Genomic DNA, 17,106 nt, shown 5'->3' with positions numbered 1-17,106 from the left:
TTTGTGTTGCTTTGTAAAAAAGATTGATCATTTGTAACAAAGTTTGATTATTTATATTAAAGATTGTTCATTTATATTAAAGATTGATAAAAAATAACCTCTTCGGGTATTATATCCGTAAGGGGTTATTTTTTTATTTTTCAGAAAAAAGCAGTTGGAATTCTATCTTAGGGGGAATTAAGGTGTCTCGAAATAATAGTATGCATTATGGAAGTTGGAGAGTACTAGGTAGTGATATTGATTTAAATGGAATACTAGAAATTAATCATGAACAAAAAATATATGAGTTGAAGCTATATAACGAAGAAGCTGTTGAACTTCCGCATTTTTCTGCAAATGTATTTGGTAAAACACATAGAGGAACATCTTTTACATTAGTTGATTGTAGTTTAGCTCAAAATGTATCAATATCTTCCCAAAATGATTATTCAAAACGTTATGAAATAGTTGTTCATTGCAGGTATGTATTAGAAGACGTTTTATTTGAAAACATTGAAGACTTGCTTGTTACTGAAGTGAATTTTAAACTCAGTAATATGGATGTATGGGCTCATCAAGAAGCTATTGAGATAGACTATGACGTAGAAAAAGGACATTTAATTACAGTCAAGGAGCTACAAAATATAAATTGTAAGTATGAAGATTTTATTTTTAGTATTGATTATGAAGTGATACCAGATTACTTCTCTCAACATTCGCATGAGTTTAAAATTAATACAATTTGTAAATTTAAAATCTTATTTGAACAACCTAAACCATTAGAACAAGCACTAATTCTAATTAATAAAGTTCGTGATTTTCTTACTCTTTGTACATCAACCCGCACTTATATTGAAACAATTGTAGCAATGCCAATTCCTAACAAGCAAGCTGATTTTACTTTACCTTTTGAAGTTTACGGACATGGTATAGAAAAAAGTGAAGTAGAAGAAATACCTAAATTGCATTTTATTAATATTAATTTAAGACTAGATAAAATAGCTAATGACTTTGAAAAGTGTATGGAAAACTGGTTTTCTAAAAATGAACTTTTACAGCCCGTTATTGATTTATACACTGGTATTAACTATCAGCATACATCTTATGAGATGCATTTTTTAAATGCTGTTCAAGCGTTAGAAGCTTACCATCGTTTAACTAGAAAAAATGTAGTGTTACCTAAAGCTGAGCATAAGTTGAAAATAGATTCTATATTATCTTCAGGCCCAGAAGAATATAGAGATTGGCTACAAGGTAAATTAAATTTTTCTAATGAACCATCTTTACATGAACGATTAGAAGATTTGTTTTTCCCAGTAAAAAACACGACTAATAAAAACTATGGGAAAGCATACCATCTATTTAAACTTCAAGGAATTAAGATTGAAAGTTTGATAAAGGATATTAAAAATACTAGAAATTATAATACTCATTTTGATGAAAGTTTGAGGAAGAAGGCTGTAACAGGTGAAGAGTTAGTTCAACTAACGACGTTGTTAATTATAATGATTGAATATTATTTGATGACAGAATTAGAACTAAGTGAAGAGTTAATATTAGCTATAACCAAGGAGAAGGTGTTGAAAATATCAAAACATCGCTCCTATCTTCAAGCCCTTCGTAGTACGAATATGAATAGGAAGAGGTAATGCGCTATGGCGAAACGCAAACGTTCATCGTCAGTTGAGAAAAGGTTAAAAGACGGTCGCGGACAAGGAATAGGAACGGATTATAAGCCGTGGTTAGTTATTCAAGATGTAGGTTCACTTGGACGCTCTACGCGGTTAAAAGGTTATAAGATTCCGCGACAATTCGAATTTCTTTCAGATTTGGAACGAAACTACTTTTATTTATTAGAATATTCAGATTTAGTAGTCGATATTCGGGAACAGTATCCTTTACTCACTATTGAAGAAACAATTGTAATAGCGGATGAATTAGGTATCAAGCATCCTACTGACCCTAAGACCAATGAGCCTATTGTGATGACTACGGATTTTCTTGTAACGACCTTAAAGGATGGACAACATGAGCATATAGCTCGCACTTTAAAATATAAGAAAGATTTAATGGATGAACGTGTACTCGAAAAGTTTGAAATTGAGCGTATTTATTGGGAAAGACAAGGTGTTCAGTGGGGAATCGTAACAGAACTAGAGGTGCCGAAAACAATTGCTCATAATATAGCTTTTGTTCATAGATATGCAGACTTAGCAATGTTAGAGGGCTTTGAGAAATGTAGCACATACGATATTGAAGATATGAGTATTTACTTTCTTCAAGTTCTGTTAGCTCAGGAAAAGACCGTTAAGCAAATTGCAAAAGAGATGGAAAACAATTTTGGCATGGTAGTTGGATGTGGTCTTTCCATTTTTAAGTATCTTGTAATGACTAAAGTAATTGAAATTGATTTAAGTGAAAAGCTAGACGTGACTAAAATTCTAAATATAAAAGCAGTTCGAACAGATTTTTCTGATAAGGTGAAAGCAATATGATTTTTTACAACCATGTATATCAGTATACCGATAGAGAAGAAAAAAATCGTATTCGCGTGATCGAGATAGATAGTGATGTTGCTTATTTCGTGGAACTTCATGGTGATACGTCAATGCCTAAAAAAGCGTTTACTGTGGACTTAGAAGCAGAAATGCAAAGTGATATATTATTACCTATTCCAGATCCATTTGCTAAAAGCTACTCAGATAATGACTTAACAGAAAAGCAAATTCAAATACGCGATGAAGATTGGACCATTGTAACTGTAGGCTGGGCTAATTTAAAGGATGATTTGTTAAATAAAAAGTTAAGAGACGAAGCCTTTGATAGGTTAGCGATACAAAACGATATTGCTAAGATAAAGGTTAAACGCATCTTTTCTCGCTTTTGGCAACGTGGATTAAATAAAAATGCTTTATTGCCGGATTATATGTACTCCGGTGGTAAAGGGAAAGAACGGATTCTTACTACGGTAGCTAAAGTAGGTCGACCGAGGAAATATACTTCAATTGAAAATGGTATCAATACCACTGAAGAAGTAAAAAAACAGTTTAATTATGTCATCAAGAAGTATTATCGAAAAAAAGAGCAGCTTTCTCTTACAGATACTTATAACTATTTATTAAGAGAATTCTATTCTGACAAATATTATGAAGGAAATATATTAAAATTTAAGGTTTGGGATGCTTCAAGAATACCTACCTATACGCAGTTTTACTATTGGTTTAAAAAACTAGAAGACCCTCAAATTGATATCCAGTTAAGATATAGTTCAAAAGAGTTTGAATTAAAGCACCGTCCTATTTTAAGTAATTCAACACTTGAAACGGATGGTCCTGGTACACGCTTTCAAATTGATGCAACAATTGCAGATGTGTATTTAGTAAGTTCATTTGATCGGTCGTTAATTATAGGACGTCCCATTGTTTATGGTGTGATTGATGTATATTCACGTATGATTACAGGGATATATGTTGGTCTAGAAGGACCGTCATGGCTCGGAGCAATGATGACTTTAGATAACATGGTGATGAATAAAGGTGAATTTTGTGCTAAGTATGATATTGCAATCGAAGAATCACAATGGCCTGCTCATCATCTGTCAGAGATTATCATAGCTGACCGTGGCGAATTTGAAGGTTATTCAGTAGAAAACTTGATAAACAACTTAAATGTAAAAATTGAAAACACCTCGCCTTATCGTGGCGATTTAAAAGGAATTATTGAACGACAATTCCGTACAATTAATGGCAAGATAAAACGTAAGGCTCCTGGAGCAATACAAAAAGAATATCGTGAACGTGGAGACCGTGATTATCGTCTAGATGCGAGCTTAAATTTAGAAGAATTTACGAAAATCATTATTCATCTTGTGTTACACCACAATCAGAAAATTATTGATAAGTATCCACTTGAAAAAGAAATGATTGCGGATAAATTAACAGCGACTCCTATTAATTTATGGTATTGGGGCATTGAAAATAAAAAAGGTCGACTTCAGACTGTCACAGATCAAAATGTGATGAGACTGAATTTATTACCTAAAGGGAATGCCAAAATAACCCGGGCAGGTATTAGATTTAAGGGGCTTTTTTATGGTTCTGAAAAAGCATTGAACGAAAAATGGTATTTAAAATTTAAAAAACAAAGTATCGAGGTCGTTTATGATCCAAGGAATATGAATCAATTATATATTCCGCACACAGATGGACGTAGTTTTGATACATGCTATTTATTAGAAACGAGCGCGCAATTTAAAGGAAGTTTTTTTGAAGAAATTGAGTTTTTTCAAGATTTACGTGAAGAATTAAAAAAAGAGGAAACGGTTAACCAGAAAGAAAATACAATTAATGTAGATGTAGAAATTGAATCTATCATTAGCCAAGCAGTAGCTCAGAAGAAAAGTACTGTACCTAATTACGTAAGTAATTCAGAAAAAGTTAAAGATATTCGTGTAAATAGACAAGCAGAAAAAATTATGAACAGAAATTATGAGAAGTTTAATTTAGTAGAAAAAGTGAGTGAACAACCAGCACAAGTAATCGAATTCACTTCAAAAAATCGACAAATTGAAGAACCTTCTAAAAAGGCTAGTTCACGTCGAATGGAAAAATTAAAGAAGAAGCGAGATGAGAAATATGGAAAGGATGAGTAATCTTGTTCTGAGAGGGGAATTTGAAACAGCGATCTATAAAGAGCAAGCTTTATCTGAATACAGTAATAATCCATTCATCGAATCTCTGCCACCAATTTTTGATGAAGATGAAGTAATTGAGCGCTTTATGGTGACACCTCGTATAACAAAACAAGATAAACAAAGTGAAGCAAACGTTCGCTACCATATTTTAAAGCGTGTAAAAAATTTCATTCAGCCTTTACCAATTCATTTTGAAGTAGAACGAAGACTATCGACATTAATTCGTCGGGGATACTTAGCTCGTAATCCGTTAGATAAAACATTTTTAGAACGTATTCGAGTGTTGCATCAATTGCGGGAGGATGAAGCAGAAGCCCATAAGCATATTGATGAGCGTTTGAACTATATTCGTTCAACAGCTGATAGCCTTTCGATTATTGGGATTTCAGGTATCGGTAAAACGACAGCAATAGAACGCTTGTTACTTATGTACCCACAAGTCATTAAGCATGAAACTTATGAAGGAATGCCTTTTAATCGTACACAAATTGTTTGGCTTAAAATAGATTGCCCATATGATGGTAGTCTTTCAACGCTGTGCAAAAGCTTTTTTAAAGCGATTGATGATTTATTGGGAACTCGTTATTTAGAGAAATATGGCTATTTGAATCGCGTTACGTCAACAATGCTTCTTCACATGACTTCATTGGCCAGCATGTATGGAATTGGCGTGCTAGTAATAGATGAAATTCAGCATCTCTTACATTCAAAAAATGATCAAGAGGAAATGTTGAACTTCTTTGTTACATTGTCCAATACGGTAGGGATTCCAACGGTTCTAATCGGCACATCAAAAGCACAACAGTTGTTTAAAGGAAACTTTCGTCAAGCCCGTCGTGCAGCAAGTGACGGTGCTATCATTTGGGACCGTATGGCTGAGGATAGTGAAGAATGGGAGTTTTTCTTGGAAACATTGTGGGAACTACAATGCTTGAAAACACGTTCTGAACTTACCAATGATGTGAGAAAGACGTTTTATGATGAGTGCCAAGGAATAACTTCTGTTGCTGTTTGTCTATTTATTTTGGCTCAGGAGCGAGCGATGTTTAATGATGATAATGTTAATGAAATTATTAATTCAAAAGTGCTCAAAAAGACTGCTAAAGTAGATATGCAAATTCTTCAGCCTATGATGAAAGCAATTCGTACCAATAATTTAAAAGACATGATGAAATATGAGGACATCATGATTAATTTAGATGAACTGATGCTTAATCATAAGCTTGATACGGAACTAGAAGGGCGAATCCGCAAAGGCTTTAAAGAACGCCAACATTCACTGGATTATAGACGACGAGATATGATTGAAAACTTGAGTGTGGAAATCTCAGCATTAGGAATTTTCGATAGTTTAAATGTAAATGAAATTAGAAATCTCATCGCAAAAATTGTTGATAATAACCCTATTGATACAGATTTAAATTTATTAAAAACTGAAGCAATTCAAAAGGCTATTATATTAAACCACCAAAAGAAAGTAAGAAAAGAACCTGGGGTGAAAAAGGTAGAATTATTGCCATTGTTAGCGCTAAGAACAAAAGCATTAGAACAAAAGCAACATCCATATGAATTGTTGAAAGTTATGAAATTTATTAAAAATCCATTACAAGAATTTTATAAGTAATTAAAAATTAAGGCATGAGGTGTCTAAAAACCTAGTTGTATCGACATTATAAAAGTAAGTCGCGTATAACTAGGGGGACATTAGAATGCTACCGTTCTTTACGAATCCATATCCAGATGAATTAATATATTCAGCGATTGCTCGTTATCACTTTTATAGTGGAAATATTGATTGTAAGGACACTTTAGAAGAATTATTTCAAAGTCGTTCTGTGATCCCGAGTGTGGAGATTGGTAGCCATTTTTCTGTATTAGCTGAGCAGCTTGGCTCCAATTACTCTGTTGAAAATATATTAGCAAATCATACAATTTATCCTTATTATGCAATCTTTCTTTCAAAGCAACGTCAGCAAGAAATCTTGCAAGATGTTGCAGGAGATGGAAAAGGACTTTATACAAGGCTTGGTGTGGTAGCTGGAAGCATATGCAGAAAAGATGGACTGTATTATTGTGGAGAATGTGCAAAAGCAGATCTAAATAGATATGGCGAGCCCTATATCCATCGAGAGCATCAATTGCAAGGAATTGAATATTGCCCTCATCATGAGTTGTCATTACTAAAATATGAAGCAGAAATCACTAGTCGTACTGAATATATTCGTTTTGAAATAGACAAGATGAATCTTTCGCCAATTTATAAAGTTGATCCTTATGCAAATTTTTCGGTTCATTTGGCAAAGCAAGTGTATAAACTATTGCAGTTATCATTACATCAGCTTTCACGTGAGGAAATAACATTAAAATATCGTGCATTATTACGTGAAAAGAATCTTGTTACAGTTTCAAATCGGTTACGACAAAAAGAACTGTATCAAGGATTTCGAAGTAAATTTCCAACAGATTTTTTAAACCAACATGAGAGTGATTTGGATATAAATAATGAGTACAACTGGCTAAAGATTATTACGCGTAATTCAAAACGTCATGTACATCCATTTAGACACTTGCTAACGCTTTATTTTCTAGAACAAGGCATAGATGATTTCGTTAATAGTAAAGCTGATGAAGGCCCATTTGGTACAGGACCGTTCCCTTGTCTGAATAAAGGAACAACCCATTACAATCAACGAGTAATTCAAGATGTGGAAGTAACAAGAGATTATAAAACTAACTCTCCTATCGGTACATTTACTTGCTCCTGTGGGTTTGTTTATGCAAGAAAAGGTCCTGATATTTCACTAGAAGATAAATTCCGGATAGGGCGAGTAAAAGAATTTGGAGAGGTGTGGCAGATTAAGCTTAAGCAGTTGGCTAATAAAAATATAAGCACAAGAGCTATTTCTAGAGAGCTTGGAGTAGATTCTAAAACAGTTAAAAAGTATCTGGAAGAACACTTAGAAATAGATAATAAAAAGAAATATAAAATAGATATAGTGCGACTGCAGCAATACAAAAATGAAATTATTTCTGGAATGAAAGAGTTTCCTCTTTTATCTCGAACAGCTTTGCGAGAAGAATTTAAGAAGCAATATATGTTTTTATATCGTCACGATAAGCAATGGCTTATGGAACGCTTATCTCCTAAACAAAAGAAACAACAACCTACTAAAACAGTTGATTGGGCAATACGAGACAAAGTTTATGTTAGAGAAGTAAAACTGTTGTATAAACAATTATTGGACCGACAACAGCCAGTTCGTATAACTGTTTCAGTGATAGGAAAACAGCTAGGCATACTAGCTAATTTAGAGCGCCATTTGGACAAGTTACCAATTACTAAAAGATTACTGGATGAAATAACTGAGAATATACAAGAATATCAACTTCGAAGATGTTATAAATTAATCGATAGAATGTTACTAGAAAAAGAAACGATAATTCTTTGGAAATTACAAAGAAATGCAGGGATAAAATCGGTATATTTTCAAAAAATAAAACCTATGTTAGAAATTTATATAAAAAATTATAGATAGTTGAAAAATCTGGGGAAATGAATTTAATTTCAAATATCGTTAGGAGATCGATTAAAATATTATCTTTCTTTACTGATCCTTATAAGGATGAATTACTTTATTCTTCAATTGCGCGTTATCATTTTTATAGCGGTAATATTGACATTAAAGACACTTTAGAAGAGTTATTTCTATCGCGTTCAGTTACTTCAAGTATAGAAGTAGGGAGTAGATTTTCTACTTTAGTTCAAAACATAGGTGAAAATTACTCGGTTGAAAGTATACTTGCTGATCATACAATTTATTCCTATTATTCCCCTTTTATTTCAAGTAAGAGACAGCAAGAGGTGATAAATGATGTAAAAGGAAAGGGATCAGGACTTTATTCTAGATTAGGAATGGTAGCAGGAGGAATTTGTCGAAAGAATGGTTTGTATTATTGCTCGCAGTGCGCAAATGAAGATATCGAGAAATATGGTGAACCATTTATTCATCGTGAACATCAACTTCAAGGAATAGAATATTGTGCACATCATGGATTGAAATTAAAAAAATATATTTTAAACCCTAGGTTAGAAAGTAAATATGAATATATTAGATTTGATAAAAGAAAAATGGATCTTGTTTCACTTTCACCTTCAAAAGAAGAACAAAACGAAATAGGTATTCTTCAAGTTAAATTAGCAAAAATGGCATATCATTTATTACAAATTCCAATCAATAAATTCTCTAGAGAAATTATTGAACTTAGATATAGAACTCTCTTTAGAGAACGAAATTTATTAACACTTGAAAATAAAGTAAGAAAAAAAGAGTTATACGAAGCTTTTGAGTTGAAATTCCCAAACGGGTTTTTAGAAAAATATGAGTGTTCACTTGATATAAAAGATACAAATAATTGGTTGAGAATAATAACACGCAATATAAATCGTCATGTACATCCATTCAGACATTTACTAATGATTTATTTTTTGGATCATGATATTGAATCATTTTTTTTAGTTAAACCAGATCAAGGTCCATTTGGTTCAGGACCATGGCCGTGTTTAAATAAGGCTTCCATTCATTATAAACAAAATGTTGTTAATGATATGCGTATAAAAAGAGATTATTATAGTAAAAATCCAGTAGGTGAATTTTCATGTTCATGTGGTTATGTTTATGTTCGGAAGGGGCCGGACATAATAGTTGACGATAGATATCGAATAAATTACATAAAAGACTATGGGGATGCCTGGATAGCACAAGTACAGGATTTGAACAAGAAAGGTTTAAGTGCAAAAAAAATAGCGAAACAGTTAGAGACTTCTTCGGTAACGGTTATAAAGCATTTGAAATATCGCCAAAAAATGAAAAGTAATAACTGTGCAAATAAAGAAATATTAATAGCTAAATATCGTGTAGAACTTCTTGAAGCTACGAACCGATTTCCTAGTTACAGTAGAACGGAATTAAAAGGACGATTTAAAAAAAAATATAGTTTTTTATCTTTAAATGATAAAGAATGGTTTAATGCTAACATGCCAAAAAAGCGAAAAAAAGTACAAGTGCAAACAGTTGATTGGAATATGCGGGATCAAGAATACTACGAGAAAATACAGGCCCTCCACAAAGAATTATTAGAACTAGACAAGCCAGTGAGAATTACGCGTTCAACTATTGGCAGGAGGTTGAATATTCTAGATAATATAGAGAAGACGCGTGTAATAAAATTGCCTCACACAAACCGGTTATTAAATGAAATAAATGAGTCTGTGCAAGATTTTCAAATTAGACGATGTTTTAATGTTATAGACCAATTATTAGAAGACGATGAACCAATCGCTCTTTGGAAAGTACAAAAAATGGGCGCAGTTAAATTACATCATTTTAACGAAATAAAGTTAAAATTAGAAGAGTATATACAGGCTAAACTTGAAATGAAGCATATTAAGTAAACGACTTGTTAAATTTATTAATCCAGTAAATTTACTAAAATTAGATTAGCCATCCTTTTGAGACCTGAAAGCTAAATGTGTAAAGAAGGAAGTATTAGAAGATTAGGATTTTGATCGCTTGAGCAAATAAAATTTCAGATCGGGGGAGTATTTTAATATTTATTTAACTAGTAATGTATAGTTTAATTAAGTAACGAAGGTAAAAATTGAGAAGAGGTGCACTATGCAAGAGAAAATTTATGATCTAGTTTCCTTCCAAGGGGACAGATTAGCAAGGAAAATCAAAAATTATTTAGATGAAGTTTTTAAAGATGAGAGTGAGGCAATTCTTTACTATAAAGAACCTGACTATGCTACCCCTACTGATATCTTACCTACATTTACAGTGTGCTCAAAAAAATATGGTATTTTTGTTTTTATATACTATGATTATACTTCTGAGCTTTTAACAGAGATTAATGATAAATTTTGGATAATTAAAGGAAATAAAACAAAAAATAAAATCTTAGACTTTCAAGACTATTGTTTTAAATTAGATAATGATATTAAAATGCCTTCAAATGAAATTTATGAAGATATTAAGATCCATAAGTATGTATTATTTCCATTAATAAGTAGTGAAACCATTAGTGTTAACTTAAAAAGGCAGAATGTTACTTTGTTGTTTGAAGACTTCAATGGCTATAAACTTTTAAAGGATATTCCAGAAGTCAATATAGACAATGAAGATTGGTCAAAGATGTTAAGTGTAATACAAAAATCTAACATACTTACTAAAGAAACAGAATATATAGTTGATACTCCAATTTCTAACGTCAGAGATGCGATAGCGTACAACAACCAGCAGATTAGTCTATTTGATGAGGATCAATTGGATGCAAGTATGACTATTACAGAAGGAGCGCAAAGAATTAGAGGGTTAGCAGGAAGTGGTAAAACAGTTATCCTTTCAATTAAGGCAGCGAGACTGCATAGAAAATATAAAGATGCAAAAATTATTTATGCATTTTCAACACAGAGTTTATATAATCAAGTTACAAAGTTGGTGAATAAATACTATTCAAAATTAACAGGTGAAAAGATTAATCCTGATAAGTTAGAGATAATTCATGCTTGGGGAGGAAAATACTCAGGTCCAGGAGTATACTATAACATTTGCTTATCTAACGGAATTAAACCTCTAACTGTTAGAGATTTGTATGGATATCCAGATAAGTTTGAGGAAGCTTGTAACCGCTTATTAACTAATAATCTTAAACAAGAGTATGATTATATTTTAGTGGATGAAGCGCAAGATATGCCTGTAAGCTTTTTTAAATTATTAGAAAAAGTCACTAAACCGCCGAAGAACATTATTTGGGCTTATGATGATTTACAAACTATTAACTCCACAAAAATACCTGAACCAAAAGAATTATTTGGTGTAAATAATGATGGTTCTTTAAAGGTTCCATTGTTACCATCGAATGATTATATTTTAAAGAAATCTTATAGAAATCATAAGGACGTACTAATGTCTGCCCTAGCTTTCGGATTTGGAATGTACTCTAAAAATGATTTTGTTCAAATAATAAAAGAAAAATCGACTTGGGAGTCACTAGGGTTCTTTGTAGAAAAAGGTTTAGAGTTCGGTGAAGAAACGATTATAACTCGTCCCACTGAAAATAGTCCAAATAAAATTGATCAAGAATTTAAGTCCCTACCTATTGTAAACAAATATGCAGCAGTTAGCACAAGTGAAGAACTTGAAGTAACCGCCAAACATATAAATCATTTAATTTATAATGAATTAGTCAAACCTGAGGATATAATGGTTGTTGATTTACAAAGAGATAGTAAAAAGCGTTTAGCAACCCTCCAAAATTATTTATATAGTAACAATATATTAAGTGTAATGCCTGGTTTGGTTGAAGGTGCTAAGGACTTCATGCGAGAGAACCATGTTACGTTAACAACTGTTAGAAGGGCAAAAGGAAACGAAGTTCCAATAGTTTTTGTGTTAGGTTGTGAGAAAATTTATTTAGCAAACAGTTTATATGAAAAACGTACCTTTAGAAATATGCTATTCGTTGCTATGACAAGAGCAAAAGGTTGGTTATATCTATCGGGACAAAAGGATGTATTTAATTTATTTCAAGAAGAAGTTAAGAAGATGTGGAAAGATATCCAAGATGGGTATTACAAATTTGATTTCCCAACAGAAGAAGATTTTAAATCGATAGAAAAATTAAACTTACTCACTTTAGATGGTGAACGTTCAGAGAAATTACAAAATCAAGCTGATCAACTTGCTGATATATTGGGACAATCCGATGTGTCGGAGTTAGAAATGTTTATGGATGAAGAAACATTGAAAAAGTTAGAAAATCTTATTCTTAGGGGGAAATCTAAAGAATGAGTGTATATGATATAATACAAACTGACATTGAAAAAACCATTGCTAACCTAATGAATCAAAATTTAATAATAAATCCTACTTTCACCACTAAAAATTGTAAGTTCGATAAAATCTCAAGTAAAATGATAGAATCAAAAATGGATAAAACAAAAACATATGTGACAAATTTTTTAAGATTTTATAATAATGGTGAATATTTATTTTTGTTAAATGATCATAGTATGGTTCAAATAAATTATATTTTTAAGCAGGACCCTGGAAGCAGAAAGCAGTATGTAACTAAGGCAAATTTAAATTATTATCCTAATCCAGGGTTATATGACTCTGAACTATTAGATGCACTTACAAGTGATATTGACTTGAATGAACAAGTGGAACTTTGGTATGAGTTAGTACAGGATGTCGAAAAGGATTTTACCTATCGCTCTAATTATATAAGATTGGATTTTTCAGACGCGGATAAAGATTTTACCGAATTAACTCACCCGAGATGTCATATACACATAGGATTGAATGATAATTTCCGAATAGCTATTAATAAATTGCCTTTATTGTCTGATTTTATGGATTTAGTGTTATTCTCATCATATATTGATGATTGGAAAAAAATTCGTTCTGATGATTTAGCGGATTTAACTAGATTCAAGTCATTGATGTTATCGAAAGAATCAAATTATCCAATGTTAACAAAGTTTAATTCGGTTGTAACAGAACTTGAAGAGATGCATTATTTATTTAAGATTTAATTACATATTACATTGTTATTAAGAAGAAGTAGTGTTTGATCCATTATTAACCATGGTTCTGACACTATTTTTATTTACTTTTTAAAAAAGATTCTTTTTTATTTTTTAGACAAAGAAAGGTGGAAATAAGTTGTCAAAATATAATCCGTCTCTATTAGAGTCTATTGTTTGTTTTCCAGATAAATTATACAATCTCCTAATAAACAACGCAGTAATTTAAAATTGGGGAATGGTAAAGTCAATCTGGCAATGTATTTATGCCCTTTATTGAATATCAGTTAGAATAGACGTTAAATGGATACTTTTTAAAGGGGTGGAATTTACTTGATGATATCTATTCTAAAATTGAAAAATTCTCAGGAAAATATTCTAATGATATGTAGATGAGAAATGTGGAAATCATGTTTAAAATATAAAAAATCTGAAGAATGGAGAAAAGGAATACGACATGGAATTTGAAAATTTACTAAATAAAGTAGATAAAGCGTTATTTAATTTGCCCCAACATAGCTTGAAATTAAACAAACAATATAAAGAAGAGTTTTTAAATGTTTTAAGAAACTTATATCAAAAGGAAATTGTAAATAACTACAGTAAATTAAACTCTTTTTTTGAAAAGATACAACTAAATAAAAAATTTGATAAGGATGTTTATTTTCAAGGGGTTTCCGAAATTGTTTTTTGGAACCATGTTTCAGATAAAGGATATAAATACAATCTAGAAAAGAAATTAAATCAACAAAATAATTTTGATATTGATTTACAAGTTATCAAGGAAAACAGGATATTTAACTTTGAAATTAAATGTCCAAAGATAACAGAATATAATGTTAGGCATTTAAATGTTAATACATCATACAGGTTTACAAATAAAAAAGATATGCATGATCTTCTATGTGACCTCAATCAAGATATTTTCTCAAAAATGGTTCAAAGTCCTTTATATGAGTATGAAAACATAAATTATAAAAAATTAGAAGATAATAAGCTAGTAGATTATTTAAAATCGGGGCAGCAAAAATTTGTTGCATCAAACGAAAATAGTATAAATATACTCGTTATTTCTATAGATTTCTCTAGATTTTTTGATTATTGGGGATATCTTTATAATGAATTTTCAGGATTATTTACTAATAACACATTCTTTGATTCGAACTCATATAATAAAGTGGATGTCGTTTTACTTACAAATATATTAGATGGGCATATAAATTTAAATAGTGAAATTGAATCTTGGAATTTGAATTCTTATTTTAATCTTTTTTGTAAAAATCCTAATAGTATAAAGTTTAAGAAGGAACCTACTGCAAATATATATAATGACTTATTTAGAATAATTCCTAATGACACCAATGAATTTAATAGTTTTTGTTTAAAATACAGTGAGGCCATTCTTAGTAGAGGAATTGGAGACCCTAAAATATTTGAATATCAATTCTTCTTAGAATACGCTCATTCTAAATTTCCATATTTAAAAAACATTTAAATATGAAGATTAGTTTGTTTATTTTTGTATTTAATAATTTTAATCCAATATTTTTAGAGGAGAATTTTAATGATACATGAATTTGAATTTCCTTGCAATGAGATGGATAAAGACAATAAATATTACAAGGGTAAATCAAATATATATAATAATGATTGTTTTCGAAGATGTGAATATACTAAGGGAATTAGTGATTTCACTTTTAAAAAATATAATGATTATACTCTAGAAAAGTGTTGCGATGTCGATTCTAAGTTTGAAAAAAAGGCAAATCCTGAACCCGAAGCAATTCTAATCAATAGAGTTAATAGTGAGGAAAAAATAGTGATTGAGGTGAAATCTCTCCACACTTTATATTATGAATCAATTAAGAAAGATAATAAAGAAAGAAAAAGGATGTACTATTTTATAGAAAGCTTTTTAAATGGTATTGGAGAACTTGTTGTAGAAAAAGTTCTTAAAACTCTAGAGGAATTGCGTATAGAGATAACGCCAGAGCAAACAAATTTTTTTTAAAATGGTTTATTATTAGCTATATCTATTAATTCTTTTAATGAAAAAAAATATAAGTTAGGTTCAGTTCCAGAGAATTTTCTCTCCTACAAAGGGGGGAGTGAAGAAGCTTTAAAAAATAAGATAGTAGGTCGTTGTGTAAATCATATTATTCGTAACATTATCATTTATCTTGAAGGAAATTTTGAACAAAGTAGATTTATAGAAGAATTTAGTATCGATAAAATAAAATTTGTTTTTGGAAAGTCAAATAAGACTAGTTCATTTGCGATAGAATATTTTGAACAGTCCACTATACAAGATATTTTCATTCCTCCTAAAGCAGCGCTATTAACTAGAATAAATTCCTATTTTAGTGAATGTGAAAAAAAATTCCGAAATTATATGTCTAATGAATATAAGCGAATATTATTAATTACTAATGAAAGTAATTATGAAGAATCGGCTATTATTGATGTAATTAAGAATATAGAAAAACCACAGTATATAGATGAACTTTGGATATCCTTTAATAGATACGAAGAACTTTGGAATGAAGTAACTGAAGATGTTGAGGAAGGTAAAATTGTTGATGTTGAATATATTCTAATTTGTTAGTTGCATTTATAAAATGAAATAATCAATCTTTTTTACAAAATAGTATCTCAAAGAAATAAGATGAACTAGTATTTTGATCAATCTTTTTTACAAAACGGAATTTGTTCTTCTATTATAAAATCAATGTTTAAAGCATCTTTTTAATCAAACTTTATTCCAAACCAACATTTTGTTGAATGACAACAAAGTCGGGTACTGACATGTTCAATAAATAAATTTAATTTGATGTTGAATGACAAAAAAGTCGGGAACTGACACTTTCAATAGAAAAATTTAATTTAAAGCACGACCCAAGTTTTTATAGGGTCGTGCTTTTTTACGTTCATCTAAATTTACTGACAATTCAAGGTAATTGAATAATAATGTGGTAATATATAGATGTAGTCAAAAAAGATTGTGAAGTAGTTCACTTAAACTAACGTGGCAGGTTAGTTGAAGAGTGTTGTTTAACTTGCCTTCAACAATCATGCCATTTTACGGAGGAAGAATATCAAGTAAAATTGAATATTTATTCTAATTACGGAGTGTATTTGCGAAATATTGCACTTAAACTAACGGGTTTAGGAAGGAATACGAGGACCCTGTTAAAGAATAGAAGAAGAGTAAATTAATTTTTGGGAAGGAGAGAGTTACATGATTTCACTTCGGAAAATTACATTAGAAAATCGAAGGGAGGTATTCAGGTTAGAAGTTGCAGAGGACCAACGCCGTTTTGTTGCATCCAATCTTTCAAGTGTTGCTTCATGTTATGTTCTTGCTACCAATGGAGGGAGTCCACTTCCTTTTGCAATTTATGCTGATGAACAGATAGTAGGATTTGTTATGATTGTTTATGGTATTACTGGTTACGAGCTTCCGAAAATCGCTAATAATAATTATTGTATATTGCGTCTAATGATTGGTGAAAGATACCAAAATCAGGAATATGGTAGGGAGGCTATGAAAAAAATATTAGAGTTCATACGCACATTCCCTGTAGGGCATGCTCAATATTGTTGGTTAGCATATGAAGCCGAAAACATTGTTGCTAAAAAGTTCTATGAAAGTTTTGGGTTTCATGATAACGGTGAGATATGCGAAAATGAACCAGTAACTGTGTTAAATCTCTAACCCATACAAATATTAACTTACATATTCAACAAACGGGCGTGATTGTTGAATAAGCGTTTCTGTTCTTATTAAACTAACGGGTGCTTTAGTGAAAATCGTTGAGCAGATCAGACAGCTCTTTTATCTTATTGA

The 17,106-nt window shown here is 31.0% G+C and carries 11 protein-coding genes; all 11 read left to right on the top strand.

From position 1 onward, the window contains the following. The first annotated feature begins 182 nt into the window (after positions 1 to 182). The 11 genes from PB01_RS19285 to PB01_RS19230 all read left to right on the top strand — a co-directional run bounded on the left by PB01_RS19285 (position 183) and on the right by PB01_RS19230 (position 16,974). Positions 183 to 1,628: an ApeA N-terminal domain 1-containing protein gene (locus tag PB01_RS19285; RefSeq protein ID WP_151701678.1), complete on the top strand. Its 1,446-nt coding sequence runs from the start codon at positions 183 to 185 to the stop codon at positions 1,626 to 1,628. Between the two features lie 6 nt (positions 1,629 to 1,634). After that, complete coding sequence (locus PB01_RS19280; RefSeq protein ID WP_151701677.1) at positions 1,635 to 2,474, top strand: TnsA endonuclease N-terminal domain-containing protein; 840 nt, start codon at positions 1,635 to 1,637, stop codon at positions 2,472 to 2,474. After that, positions 2,471 to 4,630 (top strand): Mu transposase C-terminal domain-containing protein, encoded by a 2,160-nt coding sequence (locus PB01_RS19275; RefSeq protein WP_151701676.1) that lies wholly within the window; start codon positions 2,471 to 2,473, stop codon positions 4,628 to 4,630. The genes PB01_RS19280 and PB01_RS19275 overlap by 4 nt, the downstream gene beginning before the upstream one ends. Then, the gene (locus tag PB01_RS19270; protein WP_151701675.1) at positions 4,605 to 6,296 is read left to right on the top strand and encodes an ATP-binding protein; all 1,692 of its coding nucleotides are present in this window, start codon (positions 4,605 to 4,607) and stop codon (positions 6,294 to 6,296) included. Before PB01_RS19275 ends, PB01_RS19270 begins: the two co-directional genes overlap by 26 nt. An 85-nt stretch (positions 6,297 to 6,381) precedes the next feature. Then, positions 6,382 to 8,208 carry a TnsD family Tn7-like transposition protein gene (locus PB01_RS19265; protein WP_151701674.1) on the top strand — a complete coding sequence of 609 codons (1,827 nt, stop codon included), beginning with the start codon at positions 6,382 to 6,384 and terminating at the stop codon, positions 8,206 to 8,208. 17 nt (positions 8,209 to 8,225) lie between these two features. Further along, positions 8,226 to 10,124, top strand: a complete 1,899-nt coding sequence (locus tag PB01_RS19260; protein WP_225986110.1) for a TnsD family Tn7-like transposition protein — start codon at positions 8,226 to 8,228, stop codon at positions 10,122 to 10,124. Positions 10,125 to 10,347: 223 nt separating this feature from the next. Then, positions 10,348 to 12,522, top strand: coding sequence for a DEAD/DEAH box helicase (locus PB01_RS19255; RefSeq protein WP_151701673.1), 2,175 nt, complete (start codon positions 10,348 to 10,350; stop codon positions 12,520 to 12,522). Then, the gene (locus PB01_RS19250) at positions 12,519 to 13,268 is read left to right on the top strand and encodes a DUF2290 domain-containing protein (RefSeq protein ID WP_151701672.1); all 750 of its coding nucleotides are present in this window, start codon (positions 12,519 to 12,521) and stop codon (positions 13,266 to 13,268) included. Before PB01_RS19255 ends, PB01_RS19250 begins: the two co-directional genes overlap by 4 nt. 448 nt (positions 13,269 to 13,716) lie before the next feature. Further along, positions 13,717 to 14,754: a hypothetical protein gene (locus tag PB01_RS19245; protein ID WP_151701671.1), complete on the top strand. Its 1,038-nt coding sequence runs from the start codon at positions 13,717 to 13,719 to the stop codon at positions 14,752 to 14,754. 69 nt (positions 14,755 to 14,823) lie between these two features. Beyond that, positions 14,824 to 15,270 (top strand): hypothetical protein, encoded by a 447-nt coding sequence (locus PB01_RS19240; RefSeq protein WP_151701670.1) that lies wholly within the window; start codon positions 14,824 to 14,826, stop codon positions 15,268 to 15,270. Between the two features lie 1,227 nt (positions 15,271 to 16,497). Further along, positions 16,498 to 16,974, top strand: a complete 477-nt coding sequence (locus PB01_RS19230; protein ID WP_151701668.1) for a GNAT family N-acetyltransferase — start codon at positions 16,498 to 16,500, stop codon at positions 16,972 to 16,974. Positions 16,975 to 17,106 lie beyond the last annotated feature (132 nt).

The organism is Psychrobacillus glaciei (assembly GCF_008973485.1).
In the GTDB taxonomy this organism is placed as follows: domain Bacteria; phylum Bacillota; class Bacilli; order Bacillales_A; family Planococcaceae; genus Psychrobacillus; species Psychrobacillus glaciei.
This window is presented reverse-complemented; position numbering and strand designations above follow the sequence as displayed.